Genomic DNA, 15,109 nt, shown 5'->3' with positions numbered 1-15,109 from the left:
CCGTCTTTCGGCCCGTGCGGGCGCCATCAAGGCTATTGGGCCGTCCAGCCGCCGTCGACGGAGAAGTGGGCGCCGTTGGCCGAGGCGCCGAGATCCGACGCCAGATAGAGGAAGATGCCCGCCAGTTCGTCGGTCGTGACGAAGCGCTTGGTCGGCTGGGAGCCGAGAATGACGTTCTTCATCACGTCTTCCTCACTCATGTTGCGGGTGCGGGCCTGATCCTGAATCTGCTTGGCGACGATCGGCGTCTCGACGAAGCCGGGGCAGATGGCGTTGCAGGTGATGTTGTCCTGGGCCAGCTCCAGCGCCACCGTCTTGGTGAAGCCGATCACGCCATGCTTGGCGGCGACATAGGCGGACTTGAACGGGCTGGCGACCAAGCCGTGCGCCGAGGCGACGTTGATGATCCGGCCGCGACCCTGGGCCTTCATGATCGGGATAGCCGCCTTGGTGGCGTAGAAAGTCGAGGACAGGTTGATGGCGATGATCTTTTCCCACGCATCGGCGGGGAAGTTCTCGACCGCTTCGACGTGCTGGATGCCCGCGTTGTTGACCAGGATGTCGAGGCGGCCCAACTCGCGCTGCGCCGTGGCGATCATGTCCTCGATCTGATCCGGTTGGGTCATGTCCGCGGGGTGATAAAGGACGCGCACGCCGGTTTCGGCAGCCAGGTCCGCGCGTGTCTTCTCGATGGCCTCGGCGTCGCCCAGGCCGTTCAGCATCACGTCGCCGCCGCATAGGGCCACGGCCCGCGCAAACGCCAGACCGATACCCGAGGTCGAGCCGGTGACGACCGCGACGCGGCCTTTGAGATCGTTCATCGCGAACATGACAGAAGGAACCCGTGGAAGATGTTGCTGCAACGCAACCTAACCGCAGTCGTTCAATCTGGCGATCAGGAATTTCCTCCCCTGATGAATATCCAGTCTGTGTCCGTCGAAAGATTCTTGTCGAAGCGATAGCCGTCACGATCGAAGGCTTTCAGATCCTCGACCTTCTCCAGCCTATTCTCGATGGCGAAGCGGGCCATGCCGCCGCGGGCCTTCTTGGCGTAGAAGGAGATGATGCGGGCCTCGCCGTCCTTCTTCTCCTTGAAGTGGGGGGTCACGACCGGCAGCTTCAACGCCCGCGCATCGACCGCGCCGAAATATTCGTGGCTGGCCAGGTTCACCAACGTCTGCTCGGCCAGTTTTCCGGCGTCTTCGTTCAGGCGCAGCGAAATCCGCTCGCCCCAGAAGTCGTACAGGGTGGCGCCGCGCTTGGTCTTCAGACGGATGCCCATTTCCAGCCGATAAGGCTGAATCGCATCCAGCGGCCGCAGCAGACCATAGAAACCCGACAGGATGCGCAGGTGATCCTGCGCCCAGTTCAGGTCGTCGACCGACAGTGTGCGCGCCGACAGCCCGTCATAGACATCGCCGGCGAAGGCGAAGACGGCCTGGAGCGCGCCTTCCGACGCATCATTGTCGAAGGCCTGAAAGCGCTGATAGTTCAACTCGGCCAGGGCGTCGGAAATGGACATCAAGCGGCGTAGGTCCGCACGGCTGAGTTCGCGCGTCACCTTGGCCAGTTCGGCGGTCTCATCGGCGCATCGCCTCGGCGTCACGGGGGCGTCGATGGCGGGCGGATTGAAGTCCAGCTTTTTGGCCGGGGACAGGACGATCAACAAGACGATCGACTCCGTATGCGTCTCAAGAGCGGGCCTCATAGGCCGCTTCCACGAGGTTTTGAACCGCGAGAAACGTCACATACGGTCGCAAGCCCTCAAAAAAGAACCGCTGGATTCATGATCCGCTGCGGATCGATGGCCCGACGGATCGCCTGCATCGTGGCGACCTCAAGCGGCGATTTATAGCGACGGGCCTCATCGGTTTTCAGCCGCCCCAGCCCGTGTTCAGCCGAAATCGAGCCGTCATAGCGAGCGACCACATCGTGGATGACCTCGGACCCTTCCATCCAGCGCGCGATGAAGGCGGCCACGTCCTCACCCACGCCGGGGATCACATCATAGTGAAGATTGCCGTCGCCGACGTGGCCGAAGACCGACACCCGGCAGCCGGGATGGAATTTTTCAACCGCCGCCGTCGCCTCGTCGATGAAGTCCGCGATTCGCGAGACGGGAACCGAGACGTCGTGTTTCCATCCGCCGCCTTTGGGCTTGAGGGCGGCCGAATGCTCTTCGCGCAGACGCCAGAATTCAGCCTTCTGGGCGTCGTTCTGGGCGATGGCGGCGTCGACCATCAGGCCTTCCTCGAAGGCGGCGGTCAGCAGGCGCTCCATCGCCGCCTCGGCGCCGTCCGGCTCGCCCGAGGTCAGTTCTATCAGCACATACCAGGGCGGCGTGGTTTCCAGCGGTTCGCGCGTGTCGGGGATGTTCTTCAGCACCAGGCTAATGCCCAGCCGCTTCATCAACTCGAAGGCCTCGACCCCGCCGCCGGTCTCGGCCTTGGCGCGGGCCAGCAGCACGACCGCGTCGTGGTGGCTCTCCAGCCCGACGATGGCCGTGGCGCGGCTGCGCATGATGGGAAACAGCTTCAGCGTCGCGGCCGTGACGACGCCCAGCGTGCCTTCGGCGCCGATGAACATCTGCTTCAGATCATAGCCGGTGTTGTCCTTGCGCAGTCGCTTCAGGCCGTTGAACACCTGACCATCGGGCATGACCGCTTCGATGCCCAGCACCAGGTCGCGCATCATGCCGTAGCGCAGGACGGCGGTGCCCCCCGCATTGGTCGAGATGACGCCGCCGATGGTGGCCGAGCCCTCGGCCGCGAGGCTGAGGGGAAAGAAGCGGTCCTTTTCCTTCGCCAGTTCCTGCGCCTCCAGCAGGGTCACGCCCGCCTCGACCGTCATGGCGTCGTCCAGCGGCGTCACGTCGCGCACCGTCCGCAACTTGCGCGTGGACAGCAGGACCTCGCCATAGGGAATTTGACCGCCGACCAGGCCCGTGCCGCCGCCCTGCGTCACTATGGCTGTGCCGTGACGGGCGCAGATCTCGACGGCGCGGGCGACTTCCTCGGTCGTGCGCGGTTGCAGCAGCAGAGGCGTCTCGCCGGTCCAGCGGCCGCGCCATTCGGTCAGCCACGGCGCCATCTCGGCGGCGTCTTGCGTCCAGGCGCCGGGCAGGGCGGCCTTCAGTTCAGCGAGGGATTCTGGCGTCGGGAGGGTCATATCGGCCTTGTGGCAAAAGGCGGCACGTGGTGGAAGCGCAAAACCATGCCTTCTGGCGGTCAATTTGGGGGCAAAACATGATTCCGACACCGGCTGTGGGCGTAGTGTGCCTGAAAGGCGACGAAGTTCTGTTGATCCGTCGCGGCACGGCGCCGCGCGTGGGCGAGTGGAGCCTGCCCGGCGGCCGCTTGGAGCTAGGTGAGCGCCTAGGCGCCGCCGCTCTTCGCGAACTGCGAGAGGAGACAGGCGTTGAGGCGGATCTGATCGGCCTGATTGATGTTGTGGATGGGCTGTTTCCAGAGGCGGGGCGACATTATGTCCTGATCGACTACGCCGCGCGTTGGACGTCGGGCGTGGTCGTTGCGGGCGATGACGCCGCCGATGCAGGCTTTTTCCCGCTCGAGACGGCCCTGACCATGGTCGACTGGGAAGAGACGCGACGCATCATTCGTATGGCGCGGCGAATGGCTGACGCGGATGTCATGCTGACGGAACCGGATTCTGTGGCGTGACACACCCTGGGCGGCTAAGCTCTTTCTCCAACCGGAGAGTCTAATGAATTTTTCGCTGATTTTCTTTGTGATGTTCGCAGTCTTTGCGATCATTTTCCTGTTCAGCGTGATCAAGATCGTGCCGCAAGGCCGTGAATTCACGGTGGAACGGTTCGGCAAATACACCAAGACCCTGACGCCAGGCATCCATATCCTGACCCCGTTCGTCGAGCGCATCGGCCGCCGCATGAACATGATGGAGCAGGTGTTGGACGTGCCGACCCAGGAGGTCATCACCCGCGACAACGCCATGGTGAAGGTCGACGGCATCGTCTTCATTCAGGTGATGGACGCGGCCAAGGCGGCCTATCGCGTCGACGACCTGACCTACGCCATCGCCCAACTGTGCATGACCAATCTGCGGACCGTGGTCGGCTCAATGGAGCTGGACGAGGTGCTGAGCCAGCGCGACAGCATCAACACCCGCCTGCTGCACGTCATCGACGCCGCGACCGAGCCGTGGGGCATCAAGGCCAACCGCATCGAGATCAAGGATCTGACGCCGCCGGTGGACATCACCAACGCCATGGCCCGTCAGATGAAGGCCGAGCGCGAGCGCCGCGCCGTCATCACCGAGGCGGACGGCGAGAAGCAGGCCGCCATCGCCCGCGCCGAGGGCGCCAAGCAGGCCGCGATCTTGGAAGCTGAAGGCCGTCGCGAGGCCGCCTTCCGCGACGCCGAGGCCCGCGAGCGTGAAGCCGAGGCTGAAGCCAAGGCCACCGCCATGGTGTCGGAGGCGATCGCCCGCGGCGACGTCAACGCCATCAACTACTTCGTGGCCCAGAAGTATGTGGAGGCCTTCGCCGAGCTGGCCCGCAGCCCGCAGCAGAAGACGGTCATCGTGCCGTCGGAAATGGGCGCCCTGGTCGGCACCATTGCGGGCGTCGGCGAACTGGTCGGCCTGGCCAAGGAGCAGCAGCAGGTCCGCACGGACGCGCGTCAGGCCGCGCCGCGCGCCGCGCCGCGCCGTTCGGGCGGCGCCGTGCCGACGACGGAGTAGGACATGGACTGGTTCGTCTCCCTCTACGCCTCGCAGCCGTTCTGGCTATGGCTGGCGATCGGCGTCGTCCTTTTGGGCATAGAGGCGGCGGCTTCGACCGAGTGGCTGCTGTGGCCGGCGGTGTCGGCGGGGCTGACGGCCCTGCTGTCCGCCCTGGCGCCGCAACTGGGTCTGCCGGTCGAGATCGGCGTCTTCGCGGCGCTGACGGTGGCCTCAACCGTCCTGTCGCGTCGTCTGATCAAGCGGGTGAACCCCAAGGATCAGCCCGACATCAATGATCGCGACATCCGTCTGGTCGGCGAGCGCGCTCGGGTGGTCGAGGCTTTTGTCGGCGGGCGCGGCCGGGTCTTCGTATCGGGATCGGAATGGCCGGCTGAGATCGAAGGCGCTTCGCCCCTGGCGGGCGAGAGCGTCATCATCGAATCGGTGTCGGGGCCTCTGCTGAAGGTGCGGGCGCTCTAGCGTCCGCGCATTTCCGCCACGCCGCGATTGGCCAGGCCGTCGGCGCGTTCGTTCAGGGCGTGGCCGGCGTGGCCTTTCACCCAGTGCCATTTGACCTCGTGGCGGTTGCGGGCCTCGTCCAGGCGCCGCCACAGGTCTTCATTCTTGACCGGCTTCTTGTCGGCTGTCTTCCAGCCGCGCGCTTTCCAGCCGCGGATCCATTCGGTCACGCCTTGCATGACGTATTTGCTGTCGGTGTGCAGGTCGACGCGGCAGGGACGCTTCAACGCCTCCAAAGCCATGATCGCGGCCATCAGCTCCATGCGGTTGTTGGTCGTCAGGGACTCGCCGCCCCAGAGTTCCTTCTCGTGACCTCCGCCGGTTTGCAGGATCGCCCCCCAGCCGCCGGGGCCGGGATTGCCTTTGCAGGCGCCGTCGGTGTGGATGATGACGTGATCGTTGAGACTCATGGCCGCGATGCGTACAGCGTCCCTTGGCGCGTCGCCATCACTCAGCCTATATGACGCACAACAATCAGTCGGTGGGGCCGCGTCTCGGTGAGTCCCCTTGAGGAGGTATCGCCATGGGCTCCATGAGCATCTGGCATTGGGCCATCGTCGTCGTCGTCGTGCTGGTCCTGTTCGGCGGTCGCGGCAAGCTGTCGGGCATCATGGGCGACGCCGCCAAGGGCATTCGCGCCTTCAAGGACGGCCTGAAGGACGACACGGGCGCCAAGGACAAGGAAGCTCCGGGCGCCTTGCCGCGCACGGACGCCGAAAAAGAAGAACTGAACCGCTGATCCTCGCCGGAAGACGCTGAATCATGGGTGGTCTTGGCCCCGGAATCGGCGGGTTCGAAATCCTTGTCATCGGTCTGGTGGCCCTGCTTGTCGTGGGGCCCAAGGACTTGCCCATGCTCATGCGCCGGGTCGGCCAGTTCGTCGGCAAGGCGCGCGGCATGGCCAATGAGTTTCGCGCCAGCTTCGACGAAATGGCGCGCCAGTCCGAGCTGGACGACCTTCGCAAGGAGGTCGAGGCGTTGCGGTCGGGGCAGGGGATGTACGCCCTGGGCGCCGAGGCGGACGAAGCCTTCAAGGACATTCGCAAGGAGCTGGAGGCGCCGATCGAAGCGCCGGCCGTCCCTGCGCCCGCCGTGCCGGTCGCGGACGAGGCCCCTCAGCCAGTGGCCACGGGCGTCGATGAATGGCCGGATATTGCTTCGGACGCCGTTGCGCCTGAACCTGCGCCCAAACCCGTCGCCAAGCCGCGCGCCAAGAAGGCGGCCGCCGCCCCTGCCGACGGCGCCAAGACCAAGGCGCGCAAGCCGGCCGCCAAGGCTGGGCTGAAAGCTGACGCCGCTCGTCCCAAGGTCACGCGCACCAAGAAGGTTGATCTATGAGTCGCGCTGAACACGACGAAGCCGAGATCGAGGCTTCCCGCGCGCCCCTGATGGATCACCTGATCGAGTTGCGTTCGCGGCTGATGATCTGCGTGGTCGCCTTTGTCATCGCTTTCATCGGCTGTTTCGCCTTTTCCGAGACCCTCTATCTGTTCCTGGTGAAGCCCTATGTGGTCTCGGCCGCCTTCCACCAGACGGTAGGGGCTCACGGCCATGTGTCGCCGTTCAGTCTGATCCTGGGCACGGCCGGGTTGATCCCCGTGCCGGATGTGGATCACAACAGCGTAAAGCTGATCTACACCGCGCCGCTGGAGATCCTGTTCACCAAGATGAAGCTGGCTGGGCTGGGCGCCGTCATTGTGGCCTTTCCGGTGCTGGCTTGGCAGCTGTACCGCTTCGTCGCGCCGGGCCTGTATCGCAACGAGAAGGGCGCCTTCCTGCCCTTCCTGATCGCCGCGCCGGTGCTGTTCCTGCTGGGCGCGGCCCTCGTCTATTACGTCATGCTGCCGTTCGTGATGTGGTTCTCGCTGAGCCAGCAGATCATCGGCGAGGGCGTGGCGGCCGAACTTCTGCCTAAGGTGTCGGACTATCTGAACCTGGTCACGGCGTTGATCCTGGCCTTCGGCCTGTGCTTCCAGTTGCCGGTCGTGATGACCCTGCTGGGGCTGGCAGGCCTGATCAACAGCCAGATGATGGCCAAGGGGCGTCGTTACGCCATCGTCGCCGTGGTCGTGGTCGCCGCCGTTGTGACGCCGCCGGACCCCATCAGTCAACTGATGTTGGCCGTGCCGATGGTCCTGCTCTATGAGGTCTCCATCTGGTGCGTTCGCATCATCGAACTGCGCCGCAAGAAGGCCGATGCCGCTGACGGGCTGGCGGTCTGACGGTTTCGGAGCAGCGCTCCTGGGCGGCTCTTCCTGATCGACAAGACAACACGAAAAAGCCCCGGACGGCGAACCGTCCGGGGCTTCTTGTTTCGGACTGATCCGGGGATCAGCAGCTGTAGTACATGTCGAACTCGACCGGGTGCGGGTGCAGTTGCAGCCGGGCGACCTCTTCCTGCTTCAGCGTGATGTAGGCGTCGATGAAGTCGTCATCCATGACGCCGCCCTTCTTGAGGAAGGCGCGGTCGGCGTCGAGCGCCTCAAGGGCTTCCTTCAGCGAGCCAGCGACTTCCGGGATCGAGTGACGCTCTTCCGGCGGCAGGTCGTACAGGTTCTTGTCGGCGGCCGCGCCCGGATCGATGCGGTTCTCGATGCCGTCCAGGCCCGCCATCAGTAGAGCCACGAACGTCAGATAGGGGTTGCCCATCGGATCGGGGAAGCGGGCTTCCAGGCGCTTGGCCTTGGGCGAGGTGACGTGCGGGATGCGGATCGAGGCCGAGCGGTTGCTGGCCGAATAGGCCAGCTTCACCGGCGCCTCATAGCCCGGCACCAGACGCTTGTAGGAGTTGGTGGTCGAGTTGGCGAAGGCGTTGATGGCCTTGGCGTGCTTGATGACGCCGCCGATGTACCACAGGCATTCCTGCGACAGGCCGGCGTACTGGTCGCCGGCGAACTGGGGCTTGCCGTCCTTCCAGATCGACATGTGGACGTGCATGCCCGAGCCGTTGTCGCCGAACATCGGCTTGGCCATGAAGGTCGCCGACTTGCCATAGGCGTGGGCGACGTTGTGGATCACGTACTTATACAGCTGCATCCGGTCGGCCATGGTCAGCAGGTCGCTGAACTTCAGGCCCAGCTCGTGCTGAGCCGGGGCGACTTCGTGGTGGTGCTTCTCGGGGTCAAGGCCGAGATCCCGCATAACCGCCAGCATCTCGCCGCGCAGATCCTGGCCGGAATCGACCGGGTTGACCGGGAAGTAGCCGCCCTTGGTCGACGGACGGTGGCCCAGATTGCCCTCGGCGTATTCGGCGCCCGTGTTGGCCGGCAGCTCGCTGGAGTCGAAGCTGTAGCGGGTGTCGTGCGGCGCGGTGTTCCAGCGCACATCGTCAAAGACGAAGAACTCGGCTTCCGGGCCGAAGAAGACGGTGTCGCCCACACCCGACGACTGGACATAGGCCAGGGCCTTCTTGGCCATCGACCGGCTGTCGCGGTTGTAAGGCTCGGCCGTGTCCGGGTTCAGGACGTCGCAGAACAGGAACAGGGTCGTCTGCTGATAGAACGGGTCGATATAGGCGCTCGACAGGTCCGGCTTCAGCAGCATGTCGGACTCATTGATGGCTTTCCAGCCCGCGATCGACGAGCCGTCGAACATGGTGCCTTCTTCCAGAAAGTCCTCGTCCACCATGCCGATGTCGAAGGTCACGTGGTGGACGCGGCCGCGCGTGTCGGTGAAGCGAAGGTCGACGTACTGGACGTCCTTGTCCTTGATCTCTTGCAGGATCTTGTTGGCGGCGCTCATGGGGGGAGGTCCTGTAGCTGGGGAATTGAAATCGGCCGCCCCGAGAGGCGGCCGTCAGACTAGATGGCTTGGGCGCCGGTTTCGCCCGTGCGGATGCGGATGACGTCTTCGAGGGTGGTGATGAAGATCTTGCCGTCCCCGATCTTGCCGGTGCGGGCGGCGTTCTGAATCGTCTCGACCACGGCAGGGGCCAGGTCATCAGCCACCACGACCTCGATCTTGATCTTGGGCAGGAAGTCGATGACGTACTCGGCGCCGCGATAGAGTTCCGAATGGCCCTTCTGGCGGCCATATCCCTTGGCCTCCAGCACGGTCATGCCCTGCACTCCGATGTCCTGGAGAGCGTCTTTCACTTCATCCAGCTTGAACGGCTTGATGACGGCTTCAATCTTCTTCATGGCGGATCCCGAGCCGGCTCCTTTGTTGGTCCGACGCTCGGGTGGTAAAGGGACATTGCATTGCACAATATGGCAAGCGATTTTCGTCCGTTGAGGCCATCCGTGAACGGAAATCCACATGAAGTCGCATAACGACCCCGGCGAATGGCGCGATCGCCTGCCTTGGCCTGCCACTGAGACCCACAAGCACATGCGCGGCCGTCTGGGCGTGGTGTCGGGCGGCGCGCTGTCGACCGGCGCGGCGCGACTGGCGGCGCGGGCCGGGCTGCGAGGCGGTGCAGGGCTGGTGAAGGTCTTCTGCCCGCCGGACGCCGCCGTGGTTCTGGCGCCCAGCCTGGAGGCCGTGATGCTGGCCGCCTTCACTGGGCCTGAGCAGCTTCAGGCCTTGGCGGAGCCGATGGACGCCGTCGTCATGGGGCCTGCGGCAGGATTGACCGACGCCACGGCGCACAACCTGATGGCTCTGGCGCGGACGGGGGCGGCCCTGATCGTGGATGCGGACGCCCTGACCCTGTTTCAGGATCGACCTCAGGAGCTGTTCGCCCTGCTGGATCGCGACGACGTCCTGACCCCGCATGAGGGAGAGTTTGAACGCCTGTTCCCGGGGCTTTTGGCCGCGGCGGGACGTGAGGCGGCGGCGATGGAGGCCGCGCGTCGCGCGGGGGCCGTCGTGGTGCTGAAAGGGGCCGCAACCGTCATTGCGGCCCATGACGGGCGCTGCACGGTCAGCACGCATGCCCCCCCCTGGTTGGCGACGGCGGGCAGCGGCGATGTTTTGGCAGGCCTGATCGGCGCCCTTGTCGCCCAGCATATGGACAGCTTCGACGCCACCTGCGCGGCGGCGTGGATACATGGCGATGCGGCGCGGCGTTTCGGGCCTGGGTTGATCTCCGAGGACTTGCCCGACTTGATCCCGGTCGTCCTGCGCGGATTGGCTGAAACCTGAGCGACAGGGGCCGGAGCGCGCGTTCTAGCTGGACAATAGCCAGCACCGCCTGCATGACGTCGGTATGCAAGAACGGCGGTCTTCAAAGCTCAAGGCGCTGGGGCTGGTCACCCTGGTCATCGTGTCGCCGTTAGCTGCGGCCATGGCGGCCTTTGCGTTTTCGAACTGGCATGCGGGCGTTGTCGGCGGCGCCTTCGCCGTCGCGGGGTTGACGACAGGATTTCTGATGCGCCTGCCGCACGTCCAGGCGGCGCTGCGTCTTCTTCTGCCTCAGCCGGTCGAGTGAGACGTCGTTTTCAGGAAAGGACCATGGTGCGGATGAGAGGACTCGAACCTCCACGCCTCGCGGCGCCAGAACCTAAATCTGGTGCGTCTACCAGTTCCGCCACATCCGCATAGGTTCGCTTGAGGCTGTAGGCGAGGGCGGTGATTTGGGCAATCCCGCTGGATATGAAAAAGGCTCCGGATCGCTCCGGAGCCTTCTCATTATCGGGTCTGCCGCGCTTCGCGCCGCTTTAGGCCGAAGGACTGACCGTGATCAGTCCTTCTTGTTGTCGACGCCGTGGCCGAGAGCCTCGACCGCCGATTCCAGGGTCGTGTCCTCGGTGATGTCGATGCCCTTGGCCAGCTTCGAATGGGCGAAGCCGTACAGGCCGTAGATCAGGGCGCCGACCAGGGCGTAGACGCCCAGGATGGTCAGCGGCAGCGGATTGTCGTTCAGAGCGTGCGTCACCATCGGGATGAAGTTGAACGACGCCAGGGTCAGACAGGCCAGGATGCCCAGAACGGCCGTGACCATGCCGCCCGGCACCTTGAACGGACGCTCCATCTCCGGGTGCTTGATACGCAGGACGATGACCGACAGGCAGACGATGGCGAAGGCCGTCGCCGTGCCCAGCGACACCAGGTCGCCCAGGATCGAGATGGGCAGGAAGGACGCCGCAATGGCGATGACGATGCCCAGCAGGATGGTCCCGATCCACGGGGTGCGGAACTTCGGGTGCACCAGGGCGAACGCCTTGGGCAGCAAGCCGTCGCGCGCCATGGTGTAGAAGATGCGCGTCTGGCCATAGCACAGCACCAGCATGACCGAGGATAGGCCGGTGATGGCGCCGATCTTGATCAGGAAGGCGATCAGGTTCAGTTGCCCGCTCGGCGCGCCGGCCAGCGGCACATTGGCCCATTCCAGGCCCATGCGGTCGATGGCGACGGCGATCGGCGCCGGCGAGGCCAGCTCCAGGTAGGGGACGACGCCGGTCATGACGGCGGCCACGACCATGTAGATCAGGGTGCAGACGAACAGGGCGCCCAGGATGCCGATCGGCACGTCCTTCGACGGGTTCTTGGCCTCGGCGGCGGCGGTCGAAACCGCTTCAAAGCCGACGTAGGCGAAGAAGATGATCGAGGCGCCGCGGAAAATGCCGCCCACGCCGAACTGGTCCCAGCTTTCGCCTTGCGGCGGGATGAAGGGATCCCAGTTGGCCGGGTTGATGTACTGCAGGCCTACGGCGATGAAGGTCAGCAGGACGATGATCTTGATGACGACGATGGCGTTGTTGATGTTCGCCGATTCCGACACGCCCAGCACCAGCAGGCCGCAGACGGCGGCGATGCCGACGGCCGCGACCAGATTGAAGGTGCCCGTCAGCGGGAAGCCTGCATTGTCGCCCGAGGCGACGTACTGGATCAGAGGGGTGGCCCACTGAGGCCCTTCGCCGCCTGGATAGGTTATTGTCGGGAACAGACTAGCGCTTAGGCCGAAGTCGTTCAGGATAGACACCACATAGCCGGACCAGCCCACCGCCACGGTCGAGGCCGCGACGCCGTATTCCAGCACTAGCAGCCAGCCCATGACCCAGGCGAAGACCTCGCCCAGGGTGCCGTAGGCGTAGGTGTAGGCCGAACCCGACACCGGCATGGTCGACGCCAGTTCAGCGTAGCACAGGCCCGCCAGGGCGCAGGCGATGCCGGCGATGACGAAGGAGAACATGATGGCCGGACCGGCGTGGGCCGAGGCCACCTGACCCGTCAGAACGAAGATGCCGGCGCCGATGATGGCCCCGATGCCCAGGCTCATCAGATTCAGCGGGCCGAGAGTTCGTTTCAGCTCGCTTTTGGCGGCTTCCTTCTGAATCTGGGCGATGGATTTTTTAAGAAATAGCCGGTTTCCGGCAGGCTTTACGCCATCTGCAGACATGCAGGTGCGCCCCCAACTTATGCGACGACCCCTCCCGGGTCGCCTTCTTGGGCGGGGACGCTAGCCATCTGAACGCTCAGGCGCAACGCGGTTTACGAAGGATGACGCGTCGACGACGCTTTCGTGAACCCCGTCGAAGGCGCTACAGGCCGGTAATGTTGCCGATTCACGCCGTTCTTGAGCCGCTGAAGGCGGCCCTGGCCCAGACCCACGCCGTCGTCCTGGCCGCGCCGCCGGGCGCGGGCAAGACCACGGTCGTGCCCTTGGCCTTGCTGGATCAGCCGTGGCTAGGCGAAGGCAAGGTCTTGGTGCTGGAGCCGCGACGACTGGCCGCGCGCGCCGCAGCCGACCGCATGGCCGCCTCTCTGGGTCAGAAGGCTGGCGGAACCGTCGGATATCGCACCCGCCTGCAGAGTCGGATCGGCTCGGAAACCCGAATCGAGGTGGTCACCGAGGGCGTCTTCACGCGGATGATTCTCGACGACCCTGCGCTGGAAGGCGTGGGCGCCGTTCTGTTCGACGAATTCCACGAACGCAGCCTGGATGCCGACCTGGGCCTCGCCCTGGCGCGCGAGAGCCAGTCGGTGTTGCGCGACGACCTGCGCCTGCTGGTCATGTCGGCCACGCTGGACATCGTGGGCGTGTCGCGCCTGCTGGAAGACGCGCCCGTCATCGAGGCCGAGGGGCGGATGTTCCCGGTCGAGACCCGCTACCTGGGCCGAAACCCGGTCGAGCGGCTCGAGGACGCCATGGCCAAGGCCGTGATCCAGGCCTTGCACGATGAGACCGGCTCCATCCTGGCGTTCCTGCCGGGGCAGGGCGAAATCCACCGGGTCGTTCAACGGCTGAATGATCGTCTGCGCGATCCGACCGTCGATGTCGTCGCCCTCTATGGCGCACTGGACAAGGGCGAGCAGGACCGCGCCATCGAGCCTGCGGCGCCCGGCCGCCGCAAGGTGGTGCTGGCGACCTCGGTGGCCGAGACGAGTCTGACCATTGAGGGCGTGCGCGTGGTCATCGATGGGGGTCTGTCGCGCGTGCCGCGATTCGATCCGTCCAGCGGCCTGACGCGACTGGCTACGGTCAAGGTCAGCAAGTCGTCGGCTGAGCAGCGCCGGGGCCGCGCGGGCCGGGTCGAACCCGGCGTTTGCTATCGCCTGTGGGACCAGGAGCAGACGCGCGGCCTGGTCGCCCACCAGCGGCCCGAGATTCAGGAGGCGGACCTCACCGCCTTCGCCCTCGATCTGGCGCGGTGGGGTGCGAAATCGGTCGAAGGGCTGGCCCTGCTGGACCCGCCCCCTGCCGGGGCCATGGCCGAGGCGCGCAGGGTGTTGGCCCGTCTCGGTGCGTTGGACGCCAAGGGCGATCTGACGCCGCACGGACGGCGGTTGACCCGCATTCCGCTGGCGCCGCGGCTGGCGCATATGGTCGCGGTCGCCTCGGATCAGGGCGACGCTCTAGGCGGGGGGAAGATCGCGGCCGTGCTCAGCGAACCGGGGCTGGGCGGGAACGGCGTCGATCTGCACGATCGCCTGAAGGGGTTTGAGCGAGATCGCTCGCCGCGCGGCCGCGATGCGATGAAGCTGGCCGAGCGCTGGGCGCGGGCGGCAGGCGGCGGTCGAGACGGAGAGGCAGATGCAGGTTTGCTGCTGGCCGAAGCCTTCCCTGAACGCATCGCGCGCGCCAAGGGCAAGCCGGGCGAGGTGCTGCTGGCCTCGGGGCGCGGCGCCTTCATCGAGCCGACGGACCATCTGGCCCGCGAACCTTGGCTGGCCGTGGCTGAGCTGGGAGGCGGCGACGCCCGCGACCGCATCCGTCTGGCGGCGGGGCTGGACGCCTCGACGCTTGAAAGCGATCTGGCGCATCTGATCGAGGTCGAGGACAGGCTGGCGCGCGAGCCTTCGGGCAAGCCGGTGATCCGCCGTATCCGTCGCATCGGCGCCCTTGTGCTGGATGAAAAGGTCGTCGGCGCGCCGGACCGAGCGGCCATGACGGCGGCGCTGAAATCGGAGATCGAGGCTGGGGGCCTGGGCGCGCTGAAATGGGGCGAGCAGGCAGGGGCGCTTCGGGCGCGCCTGGCCTTCCTGCGTGGGCTGGACGAGGCTTGGCCCGACGTGTCGGATGAAGGCTTGCTGGCGGCGCGAGAGGACTGGCTGTGGCCGTTGCTGGATGGGGCGCGGTCGCTGGCCGACATCGGCGACGGCAGGCTGGCCGAGGCCTTGCGCGGCCTGATCCCTTGGGACTTGCAGCGCAGGTTGGACGAGCTGGCGCCGACGCGCCTGACCACGCCGCTCGGCAGCGCGGGCGTCGACTATGCCGCCGAGGGCGGGCCGCGCGTCGAAATCCGCGTGCAGGAACTGTTCGGGGTGAAGACCCATCCGACGGTGGGCGGCGGCCGCATCCCTCTGACGCTTAGCCTGCTGTCGCCCGCACGAAGGCCGGTGCAGGTGACGAAGGACTTGCCGGGATTCTGGTCTGGTTCATGGGCTGCGGTCCGCAGCGAGATGCGGGGCCGCTATCCGCGCCACCCCTGGCCGGAAGACCCGGCCAATGCGGCGCCGACCAATCGGGCCAAGCCGCGCGGAACCTGATCCTGTCCGCTTGACG

16 protein-coding genes and 1 tRNA gene are annotated in these 15,109 nt (G+C 65.6%); 9 read left to right on the top strand and 8 right to left on the bottom strand.

Translation table 11 applies throughout. The annotated features are described in order from the left end of the window. Nucleotides 1-32 precede the first annotated feature (32 nt). The 3 genes from ACU5AP_RS08200 to ACU5AP_RS08190 form a co-directional block, all read right to left on the bottom strand. Nucleotides 33-830: a 3-hydroxybutyrate dehydrogenase gene (locus tag ACU5AP_RS08200; RefSeq protein ID WP_138141417.1), complete on the bottom strand. Its 798-nt coding sequence runs from the start codon at nucleotides 828-830 to the stop codon at nucleotides 33-35. Nucleotides 831-895: 65 nt separating this feature from the next. Continuing rightward, on the bottom strand, nucleotides 896-1,669 hold the full coding sequence (gene yaaA, locus ACU5AP_RS08195) for a peroxide stress protein YaaA (RefSeq protein WP_446681060.1): 774 nt from the start codon (nucleotides 1,667-1,669) through the stop codon (nucleotides 896-898). 95 nt (nucleotides 1,670-1,764) lie between these two features. Beyond that, on the bottom strand, nucleotides 1,765-3,168 hold the full coding sequence (locus tag ACU5AP_RS08190) for an FAD-binding oxidoreductase (RefSeq protein WP_446681047.1): 1,404 nt from the start codon (nucleotides 3,166-3,168) through the stop codon (nucleotides 1,765-1,767). Nucleotides 3,169-3,245: 77 nt separating this feature from the next. On the opposite strand from ACU5AP_RS08190, the gene ACU5AP_RS08185 reads away from it, so the two are divergent. The 3 genes from ACU5AP_RS08185 to ACU5AP_RS08175 all read left to right on the top strand — a co-directional run bounded on the left by ACU5AP_RS08185 (nucleotide 3,246) and on the right by ACU5AP_RS08175 (nucleotide 5,181). After that, the gene (locus ACU5AP_RS08185) at nucleotides 3,246-3,680 is read left to right on the top strand and encodes an NUDIX hydrolase (RefSeq protein WP_128720021.1); all 435 of its coding nucleotides are present in this window, start codon (nucleotides 3,246-3,248) and stop codon (nucleotides 3,678-3,680) included. Between the two features lie 70 nt (nucleotides 3,681-3,750). After that, the gene (locus ACU5AP_RS08180; RefSeq protein ID WP_376782505.1) at nucleotides 3,751-4,719 is read left to right on the top strand and encodes an SPFH domain-containing protein; all 969 of its coding nucleotides are present in this window, start codon (nucleotides 3,751-3,753) and stop codon (nucleotides 4,717-4,719) included. A 3-nt stretch (nucleotides 4,720-4,722) separates the two neighbouring features. Beyond that, a complete protein-coding gene (locus ACU5AP_RS08175; RefSeq protein WP_003164811.1) occupies nucleotides 4,723-5,181 on the top strand; it encodes an NfeD family protein in 459 nt (152 codons plus the stop codon). On the opposite strand, the gene rnhA is transcribed toward ACU5AP_RS08175, so the two are convergent. After that, entirely contained in the window at nucleotides 5,178-5,630 is a 453-nt protein-coding gene (gene rnhA, locus ACU5AP_RS08170; protein WP_003164812.1) for a ribonuclease HI, read from the bottom strand. The two genes, ACU5AP_RS08175 and rnhA, sit on opposite strands and share 4 nt — an antisense overlap. 113 nt (nucleotides 5,631-5,743) lie before the next feature. Here rnhA and ACU5AP_RS08165 point away from each other — a divergent pair, with 113 nt between their 5' ends. Genes ACU5AP_RS08165 through tatC form a run of 3 tightly spaced genes read left to right on the top strand, consistent with a single transcriptional unit; the run spans nucleotide 5,744 to nucleotide 7,442 of the window. After that, on the top strand, nucleotides 5,744-5,959 hold the full coding sequence (locus ACU5AP_RS08165) for a twin-arginine translocase TatA/TatE family subunit (protein WP_003164813.1): 216 nt from the start codon (nucleotides 5,744-5,746) through the stop codon (nucleotides 5,957-5,959). Between the two features lie 23 nt (nucleotides 5,960-5,982). Further along, nucleotides 5,983-6,558, top strand: a complete 576-nt coding sequence (gene tatB, locus ACU5AP_RS08160) for a Sec-independent protein translocase protein TatB (RefSeq protein ID WP_446681046.1) — start codon at nucleotides 5,983-5,985, stop codon at nucleotides 6,556-6,558. Then, complete coding sequence (tatC, locus tag ACU5AP_RS08155; RefSeq protein ID WP_088411671.1) at nucleotides 6,555-7,442, top strand: twin-arginine translocase subunit TatC; 888 nt, start codon at nucleotides 6,555-6,557, stop codon at nucleotides 7,440-7,442. Before tatB ends, tatC begins: the two co-directional genes overlap by 4 nt. 109 nt (nucleotides 7,443-7,551) lie before the next feature. Here tatC and glnA read toward each other — a convergent pair whose 3' ends face one another. Beyond that, nucleotides 7,552-8,961, bottom strand: a complete 1,410-nt coding sequence (gene glnA, locus ACU5AP_RS08150; protein ID WP_003164816.1) for a type I glutamate--ammonia ligase — start codon at nucleotides 8,959-8,961, stop codon at nucleotides 7,552-7,554. A gap of 59 nt (nucleotides 8,962-9,020) precedes the next feature. Beyond that, nucleotides 9,021-9,359, bottom strand: coding sequence for a P-II family nitrogen regulator (locus ACU5AP_RS08145; protein WP_046653933.1), 339 nt, complete (start codon nucleotides 9,357-9,359; stop codon nucleotides 9,021-9,023). A gap of 118 nt (nucleotides 9,360-9,477) precedes the next feature. Between ACU5AP_RS08145 and ACU5AP_RS08140 the strand changes: the two genes are divergently transcribed. Together ACU5AP_RS08140 and ACU5AP_RS08135 are read left to right on the top strand one after the other, a co-directional pair. After that, the gene (locus tag ACU5AP_RS08140; protein ID WP_446681045.1) at nucleotides 9,478-10,305 is read left to right on the top strand and encodes an NAD(P)H-hydrate dehydratase; all 828 of its coding nucleotides are present in this window, start codon (nucleotides 9,478-9,480) and stop codon (nucleotides 10,303-10,305) included. A 64-nt stretch (nucleotides 10,306-10,369) separates the two neighbouring features. After that, nucleotides 10,370-10,591, top strand: a complete 222-nt coding sequence (locus tag ACU5AP_RS08135) for a hypothetical protein (RefSeq protein ID WP_128720024.1) — start codon at nucleotides 10,370-10,372, stop codon at nucleotides 10,589-10,591. 24 nt (nucleotides 10,592-10,615) lie between these two features. Here the strand turns inward: ACU5AP_RS08135 and ACU5AP_RS08130 are convergent. Together ACU5AP_RS08130 and ACU5AP_RS08125 are read right to left on the bottom strand one after the other, a co-directional pair. Continuing rightward, nucleotides 10,616-10,700 (bottom strand) — tRNA-Leu (locus tag ACU5AP_RS08130). Nucleotides 10,701-10,843: 143 nt separating this feature from the next. Continuing rightward, nucleotides 10,844-12,502 carry an amino acid permease gene (locus ACU5AP_RS08125; protein WP_003164820.1) on the bottom strand — a complete coding sequence of 553 codons (1,659 nt, stop codon included), beginning with the start codon at nucleotides 12,500-12,502 and terminating at the stop codon, nucleotides 10,844-10,846. A gap of 155 nt (nucleotides 12,503-12,657) precedes the next feature. On the opposite strand from ACU5AP_RS08125, the gene hrpB reads away from it, so the two are divergent. Further along, on the top strand, nucleotides 12,658-15,093 hold the full coding sequence (gene hrpB, locus ACU5AP_RS08120; protein WP_128720025.1) for an ATP-dependent helicase HrpB: 2,436 nt from the start codon (nucleotides 12,658-12,660) through the stop codon (nucleotides 15,091-15,093). Nucleotides 15,094-15,109: the final 16 nt, after the last annotated feature.

The sequence above is a fragment of the Brevundimonas sp. RM1 genome, from assembly GCF_052907225.1.
The sequence above is the reverse complement of the archived record's forward strand: the minus strand, read 5'-3'. Positions and strand labels throughout refer to the sequence as shown.